The sequence below is a fragment of the Roseovarius sp. SCSIO 43702 genome (assembly GCF_019599045.1).
In the GTDB taxonomy this organism is placed as follows: domain Bacteria; phylum Pseudomonadota; class Alphaproteobacteria; order Rhodobacterales; family Rhodobacteraceae; genus Roseovarius.
Genome location: NZ_CP080623.1, coordinates 593,222 through 611,364 on the forward strand (window position 1 = coordinate 593,222; position 18,143 = coordinate 611,364).

Below are 18,143 nucleotides of genomic sequence, written 5' to 3' on the forward strand. Positions count from 1 at the left end.
GCGAATGTCACCCTCTGGCCCTTTGCGCCGCGTTGATGCAGGATCGGCAGGGAAACCCCGCGCGCCACCATGTCAGGAGGACGAGATGGACAAGGTCAGCTTCACCCGGATGAAGGACGGCACGAAGGAGGATTACGAATTCCTCACCGCGCACGAGATCGACCATACCAAGGGCACGGCCCAACGCCTGATGAAGGCGCTGGTCGAGCTTGACGAGGGGCTTTCGGGCTATCAGATCACGCGGCTCGGGCACTCGGTTCAATCGGCCACCCGCGCCTGGCGCGACGGCGCGGACGAGGATTGGGTGGTGGGCGCGCTCCTGCACGATATCGGCGACATCTACGCGCCCTACAATCACGATGAATACGCCGCCGCCATCCTGCGCCCCTTCGTGCGCGAACAGGTCGCGTGGTGCGTCGAGAAACACGCGGATTTCCAGATGCTCTATTACGGCCACCACCTCGAGGGGTGCGACCCGCACAAGCGCGAGCGGCATCGGGGGCATCCCTATTTCGACGATTGCGCCGAATTCTGCGAACGATGGGATCAGGCCTCGTTCGATCCCGATTACGATGACCTGCCGCTCGACTTCTTCGCGCCGATGGTCGAGGAGGTCTTTGCCCGCAAGCCCTATGACTCCGAGGTGATCCGTGCGGGCGTCCGCGAGCCCCTCGTGCGTCCGGACGTCGCCACCTCCCGATAGGTGTCGCGCCCTCGCGCGCGTCTTTCCGGTCAAAAATACCCGAATCACCGTCTTCGAGACCCGCGCCGCGCCGGCGCCTGTTGCAGCGGCCCGCCGAATGCGCTTAGACCATGGCACGCTCCAGCAGCAGGGGACGCAAGACGCGATGGCGATGGACAAGACTTTCGATGCGGCCGCGGCCGAAGCCCGCATTTTCAAGGCGTGGGAGGAGGCCGGGGCCTTCAAGGCCGGTGCCAACGCACGGCCCGGGGCCGACAGCTTCAGCATCATGATCCCGCCGCCCAACGTGACGGGCGTCCTGCACATGGGCCATGCCTTCAACAACACGCTCCAGGACATCCTGATCCGGTGGAAGCGGATGCAGGGCTACGACACGCTCTGGCAACCGGGCACCGACCACGCGGGTATCGCCACGCAGATGGTCGTGGAGCGCGAGCTCGCGAAGGAAGGCAAGAAGCGCACCGATTTCACCCGCGAGGAATTTCTCGCGAAGGTCTGGGAGTGGAAGGAGAATTCCGGCGGCCAGATCATCAGCCAGCTCAAACGCCTTGGCGCGTCCTGCGACTATTCCCGCACCGCCTTCACCATGGCGGGTGCGGCGGGCGACACGCGCAAGGGGCACGAGAACAGCCCGAATTTCCACGACGCGGTCATCAGGGTCTTCGTCGACATGTACGAGAAGGGGCTCATCTATCGCGGCAAGCGGCTGGTGAACTGGGATCCGCATTTCGAGACGGCGATTTCCGATCTCGAGGTCGAGAATCTCGAGGTCGCCGGCCACATGTGGCACTTCAAGTATCCCCTCGCCAATGGCGCGACCTACGAGTACCTCGAGAAGGACGAGGACGGGAACGTCCTGTTCCGCGAGGAGCGCGACTACATCTCCATCGCCACGACACGACCCGAGACGATGCTGGGCGACGGCGCCGTCGCCGTGCACCCGTCCGACGCGCGCTACGCGCCCATCGTGGGCCAGCTCTGCGAGATTCCCGTGGGACCGAAGGAGCATCGCCGCCTCATCCCGATCATCACCGACGACTACCCCGATCCCGATTTCGGGTCGGGCGCCGTCAAGATCACCGGCGCGCATGATTTCAACGACTACCAGGTCGCCAAACGCGGCGGCATCCCGATGTATCGGCTGATGGACACGAAAGGCCGGATGCGGGACGACGGCGCGCCCTATGCCGAGGCGGCCCGGATCGCGCTGGCCGTGGCGCGGGGCGAGCGGGAACTGACCGAGGCCGAGGCCGACACGGTGAACCTCGTCCCCGACGACCTGCGCGGCCTCGACCGGTTCGAGGCGCGCGAGCGCGTGGTCGAGCAGATCACGGGCGAGGGGCTGGCCGTGATGGTGCCGGCGACCGATCCGCGTCTGGGCAAGACGGGCAAGGGCGAGGCCCCGGGTCAGGCCCGGGGCGCCAAGAGCCAGCCCGCCCCGGCCGCCGAGCCGGGGCCTCGCTCCACCGCCGAAACCCCACCGCTCGCCCCCGAGGAGGGCGGCGAGATGCGCACCGAGGCGGATCAGCTTGTCCCGCTTGTCGAATCCAAGCCCATCATGCAGCCCTTCGGCGACCGCTCCAAGGTGGTGATCGAGCCGATGCTGACCGACCAGTGGTTCGTCGATGCCGAGAAGGTCGTGGGCCCCGCGCTCGATGCCGTGCGCAACGGTGACGTGCGAATCATGCCCGAGAGCGGCGAGAAGACCTATTACCACTGGCTCGAGAACATCGAGCCCTGGTGCATCTCGCGGCAGCTCTGGTGGGGGCACCAGATCCCGGTTTGGTATTTCCCCGGCGAGGATGACTGGTATGCCGTCTGCGCCGCGACCGAAGAGGAAGCGGTTGAACAGGCGCGGATGCGCAGTGTCGACGGGACCGAGTTTCGTGTCGTCGCCGATCAGCAGGAAGCGGTCGACATCCTTTCGGAACAGTTGAAATTGCTCGACGTCCGCGACGAGGGCGCGATCCGCAGCTTCGACGGGCCGATGCAGTTGCCGATCTACCGCGACCCCGACGTCCTCGATACCTGGTTCTCCTCCGGCCTCTGGCCCATCGGCACGCTGGGCTGGCCCGAGGACACCGAGGAGATGCGCCGCTATTTCCCGACCTCCACCCTTGTCACCGGGCAGGATATCCTCTTCTTCTGGGTCGCGCGCATGATGATGATGCAGCTTGCCGTGGTGAATCAGGTGCCCTTCGACACGGTCTATCTCCATGGCCTCGTGCGCGACGCCAAGGGCAAGAAGATGTCGAAATCGACCGGCAACGTCATCGACCCGCTCGAGATCATTGACGAATACGGCGCCGACGCGTTGCGTTTCACCAATGCCGCGATGGCTTCGCTCGGGGGTGTGCTCAAGCTCGACATGCAACGCATCGCGGGCTATCGCAATTTCGGCACCAAGCTCTGGAACGCCGCGCGTTTCGCCGAGATGAACGGCGCCACCGGCAGTGACGGCGCGGTGCCGCAGCCACAGGCCACCGTCAACCGCTGGATCATCGGCGAGGTGGCGCGCGTGCGCGAGACCGTCGATGCCGCGCTCGAAACCTACCGCTTCAACGACGCCGCGCAGGCACTATACGCCTTCGTATGGGGCAAGGTCTGCGACTGGTATGTGGAGTTCTCCAAGCCGCTCCTGCTGGACGGTGACGACGCAACCCGCGCCGAGACGCAGGCGACGATGGCCTGGGTGATGGATCAGTGCCTCATCCTCCTGCATCCCATCATGCCCTTCATCACCGAAGAGCTCTGGGGCACGCTGGGCACGCGCGAGACGATGCTCGTCCATGCCGACTGGCCCACCTATGGCGGCGACCTGATCGACGCCGAAGCCGACCGGGAGCTGAACTGGGTCATCGCCCTGATCGAGGCCACCCGCTCGGCCCGCGCGCAGATGAACGTGCCCGCCGGCGCGCGCGTTCCGATGCTCGCCACCGCGCTGGACGACGCGGCCCGCCTCGCGTGGGAGCGCAACGAGACGATGATCAAGCGCCTCGCCCGCATCGACAGCCTCGAGGAGGTGTCCGAGTTCCCCAAGGGCACCGTGGCGATCGCCGTCGGCGGCGCCACCCTTGGCCTGCCGCTGGCCGACATCATCGACGTGGATGCCGAGAAGGCCCGCCTCGAGAAGACGCTCGGCAAGCTCGAGAAGGAGTTGCGCGGATTGCGCGGGCGGCTCGACAACCCGAAATTCGTGGCCTCCGCCCCGGACGAGGTGGTCGAGGAAGCCCGCGACAACCTGCGCGCCCGCGAAGAGGAAGAGGCGAAGCTGCGAGACGCCCTCGCGCGGCTGGCCGAGGTCGGCTAGGGCTTCAACTCTACGTCGCCGCGGCCGGTCACTGGCACTCGATGAGCGTCGTGAACTCCGCCGCGCGCCGCGCGAGATCGACCGGCGGCAGCTTCTCGGCCTCCACGGCCAGTTGCGGGTCGACCCCGTGCTGGGACAGGAACAACTTCGCGATCTCGCCCCGGACCGCGAAATTCACGTTCTGCGGAATGTCCCAATCCCGCCCGCCTCCCTGCCGCGCGACCATCACCGCGCGTCAGCCCGATTCCTGTTTCCGTTTTCCATGGCAATCCGGCCGCTTCGCGGTTTAACTGTCACGAGACGAAGCCACAGGTCATTGCCGATGCCAGCGCCCGAGAACCGTTTCAAATCCGCCCTCGGATCGGGGCGGCGGCTCACCGGTTGCTGGGCCGCGCTCGCCGACGCATACGCTACCGAAGTCCTGGTCACCGCCGGCTTCGACTGGATCCTCATCGACGGCGAACACGCGCCGAACGACCTGCGCAGCATCTCCGCGCAGCTCCAGGTGATCGACGGCTCTGCCAGCTCGGCCGTCGTGCGCCTCCCCATGGCCGAGCCGTGGCTCATCAAGCAGGTGCTCGACCTCGGCGCACAGACCCTGATGGTCCCGATGGTCGAAAGCGGCGCGGCGGCGGCCGACCTCGTGGCGGCGGTGCGCTACCCGCCCACGGGCATCCGCGGCCTCGGCTCGGCGCTGGCCCGCGCGTCGCGGTTCAACGCCGTTCCCGACTACGTGGTCACGGCCAACGACCAGGTGTCGCTCATCGCGCAGGTCGAGACCCGCGCGGGCCTTGCCGCGCTCGATGACATTCTCGCGGTCGAGGGGGTCGATTGCGTGTTCATCGGGCCCGCCGACCTTTCGGCCGACATGGGCCACGGCGGCGACGCCACCGCGCCACAGGTGCGCGACGCGATCCGCGACGCGCTGGGACGCATCCGCGGCGCGGGCAAGGCGGCAGGCTCCATCGCCTTCGACGACGCGACGCTGGCGGATTACGCGAAGTGGGGGGCGAACGTGCTGGCCGTGGGGGCGGACCTCCTGATGCTGGCCGGCACCGCGCGTGCCACCGCGGCGCGCTGGAAGGACGATGGCTGAGACCTGGCTACTGGCCGATATCGGCGGCACGACCACGCGGCTCTGCCTCGCCGATCCCGAAGGGCTCCGCCACGACACGCTCGAGACGCGCGCCAACGACACGGCACCGGATGCCATGACGCTCCTCGCGCGTTACCTCGCGGCGCGCGACACGGGCGTCGACGCCATCGCGGCGGGCGTGGCGGGGCCTGTCCGCGACGGCGCGGCGCAACTGACCAACCGGGACTGGCATGTCGACGCGAAGGCGTTGGCGATGTCCACCGGCGCCGTGCGGGTCCGGCTGCTGAACGACCTTCAGGTGCAGGGGCTTGCGCTCGACGATCTCCCGCGCAGCGCGATCACGCATCTCTCCGGTCCGGCGCCCGCGGGCGACCCCGACGGCCCCCGCCTCGTGCTGGGCTTGGGCACGGGTTGCAACATCGCCGTGGTTCACCGCATGACGGGCGGGCTCTTCGTGCCCCCGGCCGAGGCCGGGCACAGCCGGCTGCCACATATCCCGGCGCTTGCCCACCTGCTGACCTCCGGCCCCGCGCATGTGCCGGTCGAGCACGTCCTGTCGGGCCCCGGCCTCGCGCGGCTGCACCTGGCGCTGGGGGCGGGCACGGCCGACACGCCCGCGATCCTTGCGGCGGCGGCGGCGCGACACCCCGAGGCGCTTCGCACGCTCGAGATGTTCGGCCTGGTCCTTGGGCACGTGGCCGGGGATTTCGCGCTCATCCACATGGCGACCGGCGGCGTTCTCCTGATCGGCGGCCTTGCCCGCGCGATCGCGCCCTTCCTCGCCGACACACCCTTCCGCGAGACCTTCGGGCAAAAAGGCCCTTACGCGCCGATCATGCGCGACATCCCCGTCTCGCTCGTGACCGAGGACGGCGCGGGCCTGCTCGGGTGTCACCGCGCGCTGCGCCAGGCCCCGATCTGACCCGGCCGGTCTATCCGGTGCCGGATACCCGCGATCCGCCTGTCAGGCGACGGCAAGATGCGTGCGCCGTTCGCGGATCGGCAGGTGGACGACCGCGCTGAACGCGCCCACCCCGACTCCGATCCACCAGACCATCGTGTAATCGCCGTAGAGGTCATACATCCACCCGCCCAGCCAGACGCCCATGAAACTGCCCAGCTGGTGCGAGAAAAAGACGATGCCGTAGAGCGTGCCCATGTAGCGCAGCCCGTAGATATGCGCGATCAGCCCGCTGGTGAGCGGTACCGTGGCCAGCCAGAGCGCCCCCATGCTCACCGAGAAAAGAAGCACCGTCGCGGGCGTGATCGGCGTGAGGATGAACGCCGCGGCGATGATCGTGCGCGCGGTGTAGATGCCCGCAAGGAGGTATTTCTTCGAGTACCGCTTGCCCAGGTATCCCGCCGTCAGCGTTCCCGCGATATTGGCAAGCCCGATGAGCGAGATCGAGACCGCGCCCAGGGCCGATGTGGTCGTGATCCCGATATTGTGCAGCACGCCACCGGGCACGATCGGCCCGCACATCTCGGTCACGAAGGCCGGGAAATGCGCGGTGATGAAGGCAAGCTGGTAGCCGCAGGAGAAGAAGCCGAGGAAGATGAGCGTATAGGACGGATCGCGAAACGCGCGCCCGAGAAGCGCGCCCATCGTCTCCTCCAGCTCGGCGCGGCCCGTCGGCTCGGGCGCCCGCATGAGCGGCAGGCACGCGAGCGTGGCGAGGATCGTGGCCGCGAAGACCATGAACACCATCTGCCAGCTCATGATCCCCAGCAGGTATTCCGCCACCGGCGCACCGAAGACCTGCCCCGCCGATCCGGCGGCGGTCGCGACGGCGAGGCTCATCGAGCGATGTTCGTCGCTCGACGCCCGTCCCACCACGGCGAGGATCACGCCGAAACCCGTGCCTGCGATCCCGAACCCCACCAGGATCTCCAGGACCTGGTGCGCCTCGGGCGTCATCGCGAAAGATGAAAGAACCAGCCCGGCCGCGTAGGTCAACGCGCCCAGCACGATCGCCTTGCGGTCCCCGATCCGCTCGGCCAGCGCGCCGAAGATGGGTTGCCCGATTCCCCAGGCGAGGTTCTGGATCGCGATGGCAAGGCTGAACTCCGCCCTGAGCCAGCCGAACTCCTCGGCGATGGGAATCTGGAACACGCCGAAACTCGCACGGATCGCGAACGAGACCAGCATGATCACGCAACCCGCGATCAGAACCGGGGTGAAAAGAGGCGCGGCTTTCTGCAAGAAGGTATCTCCCGATGGATCGGCCCACACTAGGGAAAACGCTCCAATGGTCAATTTCGCAGTTGTGATGGGGCCGATCACCGGCTTTTCTTCATGACCTCGATCACCCGCTTTGCGTCGTCTGTCGGCTCCGCCCATTCGAGGACAAGCGCGGCCCCGGTCGGCACGTCCCGCTCGCTGACCGCAACAAGGCGCCCCTCGGCAAGCGCAGAGCCGAGCAGCACCCGGTGCCCCATGAGGATGCCCGCGCCCGCGACCGCCTCGTCGACGGCCATCGCGTAGAGCGAATAGCGTGGGCCGCGCTCCGCGTCCTCAAGCGTCACATCGGCACCCGCCGCCCACCGCTCCCAGTCCCCGCACCACGTCGCATCGTGAAGCCGCACGGCACCGGCAAGGTCCGACGGTGCATGAATATCCCGCGCCACGTCGGGCGCGGCCACCGGCACAAGGGCGTCATGGGCCAGGACATGCAGGCCCGAGCCGTCCCGCGGCGCGCGGATGAACAGCGACAGGTCGAACATGTCCCGTCGCAGGTTCGGCGGCTGTTCCAGCGCCGTGACCGAAATGCGCAGATCCGGCAGGGCCGCGCGCAGGGCCGGCAGGCGCGGCCCGAGCCAAAGCTGCGCGACACTCGGCAGCGCGGCGATCTGGATCACCGGGTCCGGCCGCAGCGCGCGCAGAGCCCGCACCGCCGCACCGATCCGGTCGAACCCGGCGGTGAAGTCCGGGGCAAGCGCCGCGCCGGACCGGGTCAGGCGCACACCCTGCGCGCGCCGCTCGAAAAGGGGCGTCCCGGCCCAATCCTCGATCGCCTTGATGTGCTGCGAGATGGCGCCGGGCGTCACGTTCAACTCCTCCGCCGCCGCGGCAAAACCGCCAAGCCGCGCCGCCGCCTCGAACGCGCGCAGCGCGTTGAGCGGAGGGCCCTTGGGACGTGGGGGTGAGACGGACATCAGGTAGCCCGAGTTTTTCTAAGCCAGCGCAAAGGTAATCTCGTTTGCACACCTCCGCAAACCCCGCTTTGATGACACCCGACAGCCAAGGGAGTTGAATGCCATGACCCTCCAACGCCGCGATTGGGTGCCCCAAGACAGCGAGGCCCTCGTTCAATCCATCGCCACCCGCACCGCCGGGCAGGATAGCGACACGATCCTCGCGCGGCTCGACACGCTCGTCGCCGAGAATCGCCGCATCCACGAGCGCGAGTGCTTCAACCTCAATCCCGCGACCAACGTGATGAACCCCCGCGCCGAGGCGATGCTCGCCGCCGGTCTCGGCTCGCGCCCCTCGCTCGGCTATCCCGGCGACAAGTACGAGATGGGGCTCGAGGCCATCGAGGAGATCGAGGTCATCACCGCCGAGCTTTGCGCCGAGGTGTTCGATGCCCGCTTCGCGGAGATCCGCGTCCCCTCGGGCGCCATTGGCAACCTCTACGCCTTCATGGCCACCTGCAAGCCCGGCGACACGATCATCGCGCCACCCGCCGCCATCGGCGGGCACGTCACCCATCACGATGCCGGCTGTGCCGGGCTCTACGGGCTCAACATCATCCCCGCGCCCGTAGCCGCCGATGGCTATACCGTCGACGTGGATGCCCTGCGTGACCTCGCGCACAGGCACACCCCCGCGCTCATCACCATCGGCGGAAGCCTCAACCTCACCGAACATCCCGTGGCCGACATCCGCGGCATCGCCGACGAGGTGGGCGCGCGCGTGCTCTTCGACGCGGCGCATCAATGCGGCATCATCGCGGGCAAGGCATGGCGCAACCCGCTGACCGAAGGCGCGCACATGATGACCATGTCCACCTACAAGAGCTTGGGCGGCCCGCCGGGCGGGCTTGTCGTGACGAACGATGCCGACATGGCCCGCGCCCTCGACGCCATCGCCTTTCCCGGCATGACGGCCAATTTCGACGCGGCCAAGTCGGCGGCGCTCGCCGTCACCATGTGCGACTGGCGCGATTTCGGCGCGGATTACGCCCGCGCGATGATCGAGCTCTCGCAGGCGCTGGCCCGTGCGCTTGCGGACCGCGACATGCCGGTCTTCACCAGCTCGCACGGTCCCACCCGCTCGCACCAGTTCGCGCTCGAGGCCGCGCGCTTCGGCGGCGGTCAGGCGGCGTCGAAGACGCTGCGCCGCGCGGGCTTCCTCGCCTGCGGCATCGGTCTGCCCATCGAGCCGGTCGAGGGCGACATGAACGGGCTGCGCATCGGCACGCCCGAGCTTGTCCGCTGGGGCGTTACCCCGGCCCATGCCGACGACCTGGCCGACCTCATCGCCCAGGCGCTTGCCGGAAACGACCCCGAGGCCCTCGCTCCGCGGGTGGCGGACCTGCGGAGGGGCTTCGACAGGCTGCACTACATTCACGGGTGACACCCGGGGCAGGACGGACCGGCACAGGGGGGCGAGCGTTCACGGGCAAGATTGCATGTCCCGGCTCGTTCCCCGATCATGCGACGCAAAAGGAGCCACGCCATGCGCTATCGTCCCGGTCACGACACCTGCCCGCTGCCCTTCTCGCCCTTCAAGAGCTGCACCGTCCCGCGCCCCATCGGCTGGCTCTCGACCGTGAGCCGCGACGGCGTGCACAACCTCGCGCCCTACAGCCAGTGGCAGAACCTCACCTTCGATCCCCCGATGGTCATGTTCGCCGCCAACCAGTATCCCGACGGCCGCCGCAAGGACACGGTGCTCAACGCCGAGGAAACCGGCTGGTTCGTCTGGAACATGGCGACCTGGGACCTGCGCGAGGCGGTCAACATCTCGGCCATGGCGCTCGGTCCCGACGAGGACGAATTCGAGCGTGCGGGCGTGGCGCGCACGGGCTGCGAACTGGCTCCCGGTGACCGCGTGGCCCAAAGTCCCGCGCATTTCGAATGCCGTTACCTCTCGACCCATCGCCTTCCCGGCGACAGCCCCGTGGGCACCGTCGACGTGGTGTTCGGCCGGGTCGAGATGATCCACGTGGACGATCGCGTCATCACCCCCGAGGGCAAGCTCGACATTCCCGCGATCCAGCCCATCGCGCGGATGGGCTACTACGACTACACCGTCGTTCGCGACGTGTTCGAGATGCGCATCCCCGGCGCGAGCGAGGACGAGGCCGCGGGGCTCGAGGGCAAGGCCTGAACCCGAGTTAACCTCTCACTCATCAAGGTTAACCGCGCCTCACCGCGCGGTCCGTTAACCACGGGATTCGCCCCTCGCGCACCGACGCGATACCGACGTGGATACCGACGTAGATACCGACGTCCGGTTTCCCTGTTTTTGCTGGCGTTAACGCCCCTTCGGCATGAAAAACCCCGCGGAACACCGTCCGCGGGGTTAACATTCTCGACGCCGGCGCGGATTCAGACCGCCGCCTTGCGCGCCTCGTCGACATAGATCTCGCGCAGGCGCCGCGCCACCGGGCCGGGCGTCCCGTCGCCCAGGGTGGCCCCGTCGATCTCCACCACAGGCATGACGAAGGTGCTGGCCGAGGTAACGAACGCCTCGTCCGCCTTCTGGGCCTCGTCGATGGTGAAATTGCGCTCGACCACCTCCATCTGCGCCTCGCGCGCGAACCGAAGAACCGCCGCACGGGTGATCCCGTGCAGGATGTCGTTGCTGAGCGCGCGGGTGATGATCCTGCCGTCCTTCACGATATAGGCGTTGTTCGACGTGCCCTCGGTCACTTCCCCGTCCTCGACCATCCACGCATCGTCGGCACCCTTGGCCTTCGCCATCATCTTGCCCATCGACGGATAGAGAAGCTGCACCGTCTTGATGTCGCGCCGGCCCCAGCGGATATCGTCTATGCTGATGACCTTGATGCCTTTTTTCGCCGCCGGGTTCTCGGCCAGGCCGGGCTTCGCCTGGGTGAACATCACCACCGTGGGCCGCGTCTCGGCGCTGGGAAACACGAAGTCGCGGTCGCCGTCGCTGCCCCGCGTCACCTGGAGATAGACGAGCCCCTCGTCGATCCCGTTCGCGCGGACAAGCTCGCGGTGGATCTCCAGCAGATCGTCGAACTCGGGGGGCTTCGGCATGTCGAGCTCGTTCAGCGACCGCTCCAGCCGCTTTGCGTGCCCCTCGAAATCCACGAGCTTGCCGCCCAGCACGCTCGTCACCTCGTAGACCCCGTCCGCCATCAGGAAACCCCGGTCGAAGACCGAGATCTTCGCCTCGTTTTCCGGTATGTAATCGCCGTTCACATAGACTGTGCGCATCGTGTTATCCCCAGAGTTCCGGCGCGGGCGGATGCACCCCCGCCTCGTCGAATAGAAGCGGCGTGTCGCGATCCTCGGCCAGGAGGAGCGGGCCGTCGAGATCGGTCACCATCGCACCCTGCGCCACCAGCACGCCGGGCGCCATGGCAAGGCTCGAGCCCACCATGCAGCCGACCATCACCTCGTAGCCCTGCTCCCGCGCCGCCTTCTTCAGCTCCAGCGCCTCGGTCAGCCCGCCCGTCTTGTCGAGCTTGATGTTGACCACGTCATACTTGCCCTTGAGGTCCGCCAGGCTTCCGCGGTCATGACAGCTTTCATCGGCGCAGACCGGCACCGGCCGCTCCACGCCACGCAGCGCCTCGTCGTCGCCGGCGGGCAGGGGCTGCTCGACAAGCGCCACCCCCAGCCGCACCAGATGCGGCGCGAGATCGGCATAGACCTCCGCGCTCCAGCCCTCGTTCGCATCGACGATGATCCGCGCGTCGGGTGCGCCCTCGCGCACGGCCTCGAGGCGTGGCATATCGTCCGGCGTCCCGAGCTTGATCTTGAGAAGCGGGCGATGCGCGTTCTTCGCCGCCTGCGCACGCATCTTCTCGGGCGCGTCGAGCGAGAGCGTGTAGGCCGTGATCTCCGGCCCCGGCTCGGGCAACCCGGCAAGGTCCCAGGCCCGCTTTCCCGCCCTCTTGGCCTCAAGATCCCAAAGCGCGCAATCGACCGCGTTTCGCGCGGCACCGGCCGGTAACAGATCATAAAGGGTCTTGCGGTTAAACTCCCCAGAAAGCGCCGCGATCTGCGCCTCGACACTGTCTAGCGTCTCGTCGTAGCGCGCGTAGGGCACACATTCCCCGCGTCCCTCGTGCGCCCCGTCGCGCAGGGTCACGGTCAGAACCTCCGCCTCGGTCCGCGATCCGCGCGAGATCGTGAAGACCTGCGCGAGCTTGAAGGTGTCGCGCGTGATGGAAATCTCCATGACCACCCCTTCTTCTTGCTTCAAATATCCCCGCCGGAGGCATCCACCGCCTGCCGGAGGCTCGAGGGCCGGATCACATCGCGGCCAGCGCGTCCACGAGCTTTTCCGACCCGAAGCGATAGGGATCCGTCGCCGGAAGACCCATCTCCGCCTCGACCTTTTCAAGGTAGGCTTTCGCGTCCGCCTCGCTCATGTGCTGCGTGTTGATCGAGATGCCCACCGCTTCACAGGCCGGGTTCGCGATCCGCGCAAGCGGCAGCGCCGTGTCCCGCAGCGCCTGGAGCGTGGGCGGCGTGTAGTCGGGCAGGCCGCGCATGTGCTCCCGCGTGGGTTCATGGCAGAGGATCAGCGCATCGGGCTGCCCGCCATGGATCAGCGCCATCGTCACCCCCGAATAGGAGACGTGGAAAAGCGAGCCCTGGCCCTCGATCAGATCCCAGTGATCGTCGTCATTGTCGGGCGTGAGCCATTCGATCGAGCCTGCCATGAAATCCGCGACCACCGCGTCGAGCGGCACGCCGTCGCCGGTGATGAGGATGCCCGTCTGCCCGGTCGCCCGAAACGTGGCCTTCATGCCGCGCTCGCGCATCACGCCTTCCATCGCCATGGCGGTGTACATCTTGCCGACCGAGCAATCCGTGCCCACCGCGAGGCAGCGCTTCCCGCGCCGCTTCTTGCCGTCGGCGATGGGATACTTGACCGAAGGCACGCGCACGTCGTGAAGCTTGCGTCCCGTCGCCTCGGCCACCGCCTTCAGGTCGGGCTCGTCGCGCAGGAGGTTGTGCAGCCCCGAGGCCAGGTCGAACCCTTCCTCGAGCGCCATGATCAGCACCTTTTTCCATTCCTGGCTGATCACCCCTCCGCGATTGGCCACGCCGATCACCACTGTCTTCGCTCCGGCCTCCCTGGCCTCTGTCAGCGTCATGTCCGTCAGGCCCAGGTCCGCGCCGCACCCTTCGAGGCGAAGCTGCCCGACGGCATGGTCGGGGCGCCAGTCCCGGATGCCGATGGCGACCTTCGCGGCCAGCATGTCGGGCGCGTCACCCAGGAAAAGAAGATACGGTGTCTCGATCATTTCGGCGTCTCCCGTGCGGAATCAGGCGTGCTGCATTATTTCACCGATCGCCGGCATAATGGTGTCAAACCGGCGCGGCAATGGCGAACTGCACGCAGGATCATTTGTCTTGGTCGGAATGACCGGAAGATTCTTGCGTCGTCTCCTCCTCTTCCGCGAGATATTCCGCCTGGAACATGCCCGGCTGCGCGACGCCCAGAACCCCGGTCGGGACGAACTCGCCGGTGTCCTCCGGCGCGTCGCTCCGCGCGCGCCGCATCACCGCGATCCCCACCACCACGAGGCTGGTGACAGCCACCAGCGCAGGCAGGCCCCGACCCTCGAAAAGCGCGATCATGTTCGGCCCGAGGAACATTCCGAAGACCTGCCCGAACTGCATGAGGAAGGCCATGGCCCCCGAGGCTGCGACCACCTGGCCGGGCTGCAACTGGTCGTTGGCGTGCGCCGCGAGGATCGAGTAGACCGGCAGGCTCATGGCCGCGATGACGCCGAACCCCGCAAAGACCGCAAGCGGCCTCTGGTCCAGCGCCATCCACATCGCGGCCAGCGCCGTCAGGATACAAAGCCCCATGACGACAAGCCGGCGGTCGGTGCGATCCGAGATCCAGCCCACCGGATATTGCGACAGCCCCGCCGCTCCCATGGCGAGGACCAGCGCGCCCGAGGCCTGCTGTTCCGAGAGCCCGAGTTCGAGCGCGTAGAGCGGCAGGCCCACGAACCACGCCGAGACGCCGACGCTCATGATCACGATCCCCAACACGGCCATGGGCGACACGCGATAGAGGCGACGCACGGTCATCCGGTCGGGTGCCGAGTATTCCGGCGCGCGGTTGTTCGACAGGAGCAGCGGGACGATGGCCACCGACAGGAGGATCGAGGCCAGGCCGAAAAGCATGTTGCCGGTCGGATCGGGAAGACCCACCATCGCCGTGCCGACCGCCGGCCCGACCGTCTGGATGATGAAATAGATCGAGAGAACCTGCGCGCGGATGCGGTTCTCGCTCTTGGCGTTGAGCCAGCTTTCGGTCACGACGTAGAGCCCCGGAAAACATACGCCGGCGAGGAACCGCATGGCGCTCCAGCTCCACGGATCGTCGGTCAGCAGATGCGCGATCGCCGCGACCGACACCATCGACGCGAATGCCGAGAAGACGCGGATATGACCCACCTTCTCGATCAGGTGAGGCGCGGCGATGGTGCCGATGAGCGCGCCCAGCGGGTAGCAGGCCTGCATCAGCGAGATCGTCAGCGGGCTGAAGCCGAGCGAGGCACCCCGGATCGACAGGAGCGTGACAAGCAGCCCGTTGGCGACCATGAGGCCCAGCATGCCGAGAAAGAGCGCCCAGTTGTCGAGTATCGCGCGTTTCATGACTCGGACCCATGGCACGGTCCACGCCACGCCCGCGCTTCCGTTTGCGACAGCCTCGTCGCGTTTGGCAAAGTCGCCGGCGCGCCCCGCGCCCGGCCGATGACGCTTGCAGGGTGGGGATCAATTGCCTATCGCATGGGGCAAATCCGCGAGACCCGCCTCGCATCCCGATACGAAAGGACCATCATCATGAGCTTTCGCCTGCAACCTCCCGCTCCCGCCCGTCCCAATCGCTGCCAGCTCTTCGGCCCGGCCTCGAACACGAAGCTCTTCGAGAAGATGGCGGCAAGCGCGGCCGACGTCATCAACATCGACCTCGAGGACAGCGTCGCGCCCACCGACAAGGACGCGGCCCGCGCCAACGCCATCGAGGCGATCAACGGGCTGGACTGGGGAAACAAGACGCTCAGCGTGCGGATCAACGGGCTCGACACCGGCTGGTGGTATCGCGACGTCGTGGACCTTCTCGAACAATGTGGCGAGCGTCTCGACCAGATCATGATCCCCAAGGTTGGCTGCGCCGCCGACATCTATGCGGTGGACGCGCTCGTCACGGCGATCGAACGCGCCAAGGGCCGCGAGAAGCGCATCGCCTTCGAGGTCATCATCGAAAGCGCGGCAGGCATCGCCCATGTCGAGGAGATTGCCGCTGCCTCGCCCCGTCTCGAGGCGATGAGCCTCGGAGCTGCGGATTTCGCGGCGTCCATGGGCATGGCCACCACCGGGATCGGCGGCACGCAGGAGAATTATTATATGCTCCACGAAGGGCAGAGCTACTGGCCCGACCCGTGGCACTGGGCTACCGCGGCCATCGTCGCGGCCTGCCGCACGCACGGTGTCCTGCCGGTCGACGGACCTTTCGGCGACTTCTCCGACGACGACGGCTTCCGCGCCCAGGCGCGGCGCGCGGCGACGCTCGGCATGGTCGGCAAATGGGCCATCCACCCCAAGCAGATCGCGCTCGCCAACGAGGTCTTCACACCCTCGGACGAGGCCGTGACCGAAGCGCGCGAGATCCTCGCCGCCATGGAAGAGGCCAAGGCGAAGGGCGAGGGGGCCACGGTCTACAAGGGCCGCCTGGTCGACATAGCCTCGATCAAGCAGGCCGAGGGAATCGTCAAGCAGGCCGAGATGATCGCCGGCGACTGAACTCGGGCCGTGCGCGGTGGCGGGTCATTGCGGCCGGCCACAAGCAACCTCATATCCCTGCGAACCGCTCGTAGCTGCACAGGAGAACCGCGTGTCACATCGCCAATGGCTTGAGGATTTCCTCGACCGTCCGCGCGTGCGGCAGGTGATCATCGGCGTGATCCTCTTCAATGCGGCGATCCTCGGGCTCGAGACGTCCGGCACGGTGATGGCCGAGGTCGGTCCGCTGATCCTTGCGCTCGACGCGGCCTGCCTCGCGTTCTTCACGGCCGAGATCGCGGCCAAGCTTTATGCCAAGGGCGGGCGGTTCTTCCGCGACGGGTGGAACGTGTTCGACCTCGTGATCGTCGGCATCTCCTACGCACCGGCGACCCAGGGCCTTTCGGCGCTGCGCGCGCTTCGGGTGTTGCGTGTGCTGCGCGTGATCTCGGTCGCACCACGCTTGCGGCGAGTGGTCGAAGGGTTCGTCACCGCGCTTCCCGGCATGGCGTCGGTCTTCGTGCTGATGTCGATCATCTTCTACATCGGGTCGGTGATCGCGACCAAGCTGTTCGGCGCGGCGTTCCCGGACTGGTTCGGCACGCTGGGCCGGTCGGGCTATACGCTTTTCCAGATCATGACGTTGGAATCGTGGTCCATGGGCATCGTTCGCCCGGTGATGGATGTCTATCCTTGGGCTTGGGCCTTCTTCGTGCCGTTCATCCTCGTCACCACCTTCGCGGTAGTGAACCTCCTGGTCGGCCTCATCGTCAATTCGATGCAGGCTGCCCATGGCGAGGAGGACGCGGCCAACACCGACGCCTATCGCGACGAGGTCCTGATGCGGCTGGCCGCCATGGAAGCGAAGTTCGACGCGGTCATGGCCGCGCGCGGTGGCGCGGGCGACAAGGTCAATCGACCACCCTCAGCGTCAGATTGATCCGTCCGCCCTGCGGCAGAAGAGTCGAGGTTCCGAACTTGATCCGGTCGATGCCGTGATAGGCGAGCCGCGCATCGCCACCCATCACCACCACATCCCCCGATCGCAGCCAGATCGACCGGGTGGGATCGCGTCGGTCCTTGCCGCCCACGCGGAAGAGCGCCTCGTCACCCAGCGAGATCGACAGGACGGGCCAATCGAAATCGGCCTCGTCCCGGTCCTGGTGGAGCCCCATCCGCGCCCCCTCGCCATAATAGTTCACGAGGCAGCAGTCGGGCAGGCGCGCCGCGCCCACGAGGTCGCACCAGACCGCCAGCACGCCTTCGGGTATCGGGGGCCAGGCTGTGCCCTCGGGATGGGTATCTATGTATCTGTAGCCGCGCGCATCCGTGAACCAGCCATAGCGCCCCGCCGAGGTCATCCGCACCGACATCGCCTTGCCGAACCGGGTCCGCGGCGCGAAGAACGGCGCGCGCCGGGCCACCTCGCGCAGGTCATCGACAAGAGCGGCCTGCGCGGGCCCGTCGAGGTAGCCCTCGAAGATCTCGAACCCGGCAAGGGTGGTTGTCGGTGCGGGACGGGACATGGTTTCCTTCGCGTCGGTTCAGGTGCAGACTGTAGCCGGGGCGCGTGAATTGGAAAGGGGGAAGCGGACATGATCCGATATGACGGCAGCGTGCCGGAGACCGAGCTCGAGCACTGGCCTTTCGACAACCCGGCCAGCGCCTATCGCATCCTCGAGGGGGCGCCGCGCGCCTCGGGCCGTCTTGATGCCGGGGGCGCGGGCCGCCCCACGCGCACGGGCATCTGGCGCTGCACGCCCGGTGTTTTCGAGTGCACCGAGCAGGGTGACGAACTCATGACGGTGCTGGAGGGGCGCGGACGGCTTTTCGATCACGGCACCGGCGACACCCATGACCTCTCTCCCGGCGACACGCTTTTCCTGCGCGACCAAAGCCGCGTGACCTGGCACATCGAGGAAACGCTGACCAAGGTCTTCTTCGCGCACAAGCCCGGGGGATACTGATGCCCTCCTGCCCGGGGTCGCGGAAATCGTGACAAATTTGAACGAAGGCCCCGCACCTCGCGGTTGCAGGGGTCGAAACCCCTCCCTATATACGCTGCGAAGCGCCGCACG

General features: G+C 67.2%; 17 protein-coding genes. 9 read left to right on the plus strand and 8 right to left on the minus strand.

Annotated elements, in window-relative coordinates:
* The first annotated feature begins 85 nt into the window (after positions 1 to 85).
* Entirely contained in the window at positions 86 to 703 is a 618-nt protein-coding gene (locus K1T73_RS02730) for an HD domain-containing protein (protein ID WP_220602465.1), read from the plus strand.
* Between the two features lie 145 nt (positions 704 to 848).
* Positions 849 to 4,013 (plus strand): valine--tRNA ligase, encoded by a 3,165-nt coding sequence (locus K1T73_RS02735; RefSeq protein ID WP_220603589.1) that lies wholly within the window; start codon positions 849 to 851, stop codon positions 4,011 to 4,013.
* Between the two features lie 28 nt (positions 4,014 to 4,041).
* Here the strand turns inward: K1T73_RS02735 and K1T73_RS02740 are convergent, their stop codons facing one another.
* Positions 4,042 to 4,239: a hypothetical protein gene (locus K1T73_RS02740; protein WP_220602466.1), complete on the minus strand. Its 198-nt coding sequence runs from the start codon at positions 4,237 to 4,239 to the stop codon at positions 4,042 to 4,044.
* Between the two features lie 96 nt (positions 4,240 to 4,335).
* On the opposite strand from K1T73_RS02740, the gene K1T73_RS02745 reads away from it, so the two are divergent.
* Both K1T73_RS02745 and K1T73_RS02750 read left to right on the plus strand, forming a co-directional pair.
* Positions 4,336 to 5,109, plus strand: coding sequence for an HpcH/HpaI aldolase/citrate lyase family protein (locus K1T73_RS02745; protein WP_220602467.1), 774 nt, complete (start codon positions 4,336 to 4,338; stop codon positions 5,107 to 5,109).
* Positions 5,102 to 6,031, plus strand: coding sequence for a glucokinase (locus K1T73_RS02750; protein WP_220602468.1), 930 nt, complete (start codon positions 5,102 to 5,104; stop codon positions 6,029 to 6,031). The genes K1T73_RS02745 and K1T73_RS02750 overlap by 8 nt, the downstream gene beginning before the upstream one ends.
* A gap of 42 nt (positions 6,032 to 6,073) precedes the next feature.
* On the opposite strand, the gene K1T73_RS02755 is transcribed toward K1T73_RS02750, so the two are convergent.
* The gene (locus K1T73_RS02755; protein ID WP_220602469.1) at positions 6,074 to 7,312 is read right to left on the minus strand and encodes an MFS transporter; all 1,239 of its coding nucleotides are present in this window, start codon (positions 7,310 to 7,312) and stop codon (positions 6,074 to 6,076) included.
* Positions 7,313 to 7,389: 77 nt separating this feature from the next.
* The gene (locus tag K1T73_RS02760; RefSeq protein ID WP_220602470.1) at positions 7,390 to 8,265 is read right to left on the minus strand and encodes a LysR family transcriptional regulator; all 876 of its coding nucleotides are present in this window, start codon (positions 8,263 to 8,265) and stop codon (positions 7,390 to 7,392) included.
* Positions 8,266 to 8,368: 103 nt separating this feature from the next.
* On the opposite strand from K1T73_RS02760, the gene glyA reads away from it, so the two are divergent.
* Complete coding sequence (glyA, locus tag K1T73_RS02765; RefSeq protein WP_220602471.1) at positions 8,369 to 9,688, plus strand: serine hydroxymethyltransferase; 1,320 nt, start codon at positions 8,369 to 8,371, stop codon at positions 9,686 to 9,688.
* A 102-nt stretch (positions 9,689 to 9,790) separates the two neighbouring features.
* Entirely contained in the window at positions 9,791 to 10,444 is a 654-nt protein-coding gene (locus K1T73_RS02770; RefSeq protein WP_220602472.1) for a flavin reductase family protein, read from the plus strand.
* A gap of 221 nt (positions 10,445 to 10,665) precedes the next feature.
* Here the strand turns inward: K1T73_RS02770 and K1T73_RS02775 are convergent, their stop codons facing one another.
* The 4 genes from K1T73_RS02775 to K1T73_RS02790 all read right to left on the minus strand — a co-directional run bounded on the left by K1T73_RS02775 (position 10,666) and on the right by K1T73_RS02790 (position 14,937).
* Positions 10,666 to 11,523 carry a D-amino-acid transaminase gene (locus K1T73_RS02775; RefSeq protein WP_220602473.1) on the minus strand — a complete coding sequence of 286 codons (858 nt, stop codon included), beginning with the start codon at positions 11,521 to 11,523 and terminating at the stop codon, positions 10,666 to 10,668.
* Between the two features lie 4 nt (positions 11,524 to 11,527).
* On the minus strand, positions 11,528 to 12,493 hold the full coding sequence (gene dgcA, locus K1T73_RS02780; RefSeq protein ID WP_220602474.1) for an N-acetyl-D-Glu racemase DgcA: 966 nt from the start codon (positions 12,491 to 12,493) through the stop codon (positions 11,528 to 11,530).
* Positions 12,494 to 12,566: 73 nt separating this feature from the next.
* Positions 12,567 to 13,568 carry an N-acetyltransferase DgcN gene (gene dgcN / locus K1T73_RS02785; RefSeq protein WP_220602475.1) on the minus strand — a complete coding sequence of 334 codons (1,002 nt, stop codon included), beginning with the start codon at positions 13,566 to 13,568 and terminating at the stop codon, positions 12,567 to 12,569.
* 100 nt (positions 13,569 to 13,668) lie between these two features.
* Complete coding sequence (locus K1T73_RS02790; RefSeq protein WP_220602476.1) at positions 13,669 to 14,937, minus strand: MFS transporter; 1,269 nt, start codon at positions 14,935 to 14,937, stop codon at positions 13,669 to 13,671.
* A 189-nt stretch (positions 14,938 to 15,126) separates the two neighbouring features.
* Here K1T73_RS02790 and K1T73_RS02795 point away from each other — a divergent pair, with 189 nt between their 5' ends.
* Entirely contained in the window at positions 15,127 to 16,086 is a 960-nt protein-coding gene (locus tag K1T73_RS02795) for an L-malyl-CoA/beta-methylmalyl-CoA lyase (protein WP_220602477.1), read from the plus strand.
* A 91-nt stretch (positions 16,087 to 16,177) separates the two neighbouring features.
* The gene (locus tag K1T73_RS02800; RefSeq protein ID WP_220602478.1) at positions 16,178 to 17,005 is read left to right on the plus strand and encodes an ion transporter; all 828 of its coding nucleotides are present in this window, start codon (positions 16,178 to 16,180) and stop codon (positions 17,003 to 17,005) included.
* Here K1T73_RS02800 and K1T73_RS02805 read toward each other — a convergent pair.
* On the minus strand, positions 16,977 to 17,591 hold the full coding sequence (locus K1T73_RS02805; RefSeq protein WP_220602479.1) for an alpha-ketoglutarate-dependent dioxygenase AlkB: 615 nt from the start codon (positions 17,589 to 17,591) through the stop codon (positions 16,977 to 16,979). The two genes, K1T73_RS02800 and K1T73_RS02805, sit on opposite strands and share 29 nt — an antisense overlap.
* A 69-nt stretch (positions 17,592 to 17,660) precedes the next feature.
* On the opposite strand from K1T73_RS02805, the gene K1T73_RS02810 reads away from it, so the two are divergent.
* Complete coding sequence (locus K1T73_RS02810) at positions 17,661 to 18,032, plus strand: cupin domain-containing protein (RefSeq protein ID WP_220602480.1); 372 nt, start codon at positions 17,661 to 17,663, stop codon at positions 18,030 to 18,032.
* Positions 18,033 to 18,143: the final 111 nt, after the last annotated feature.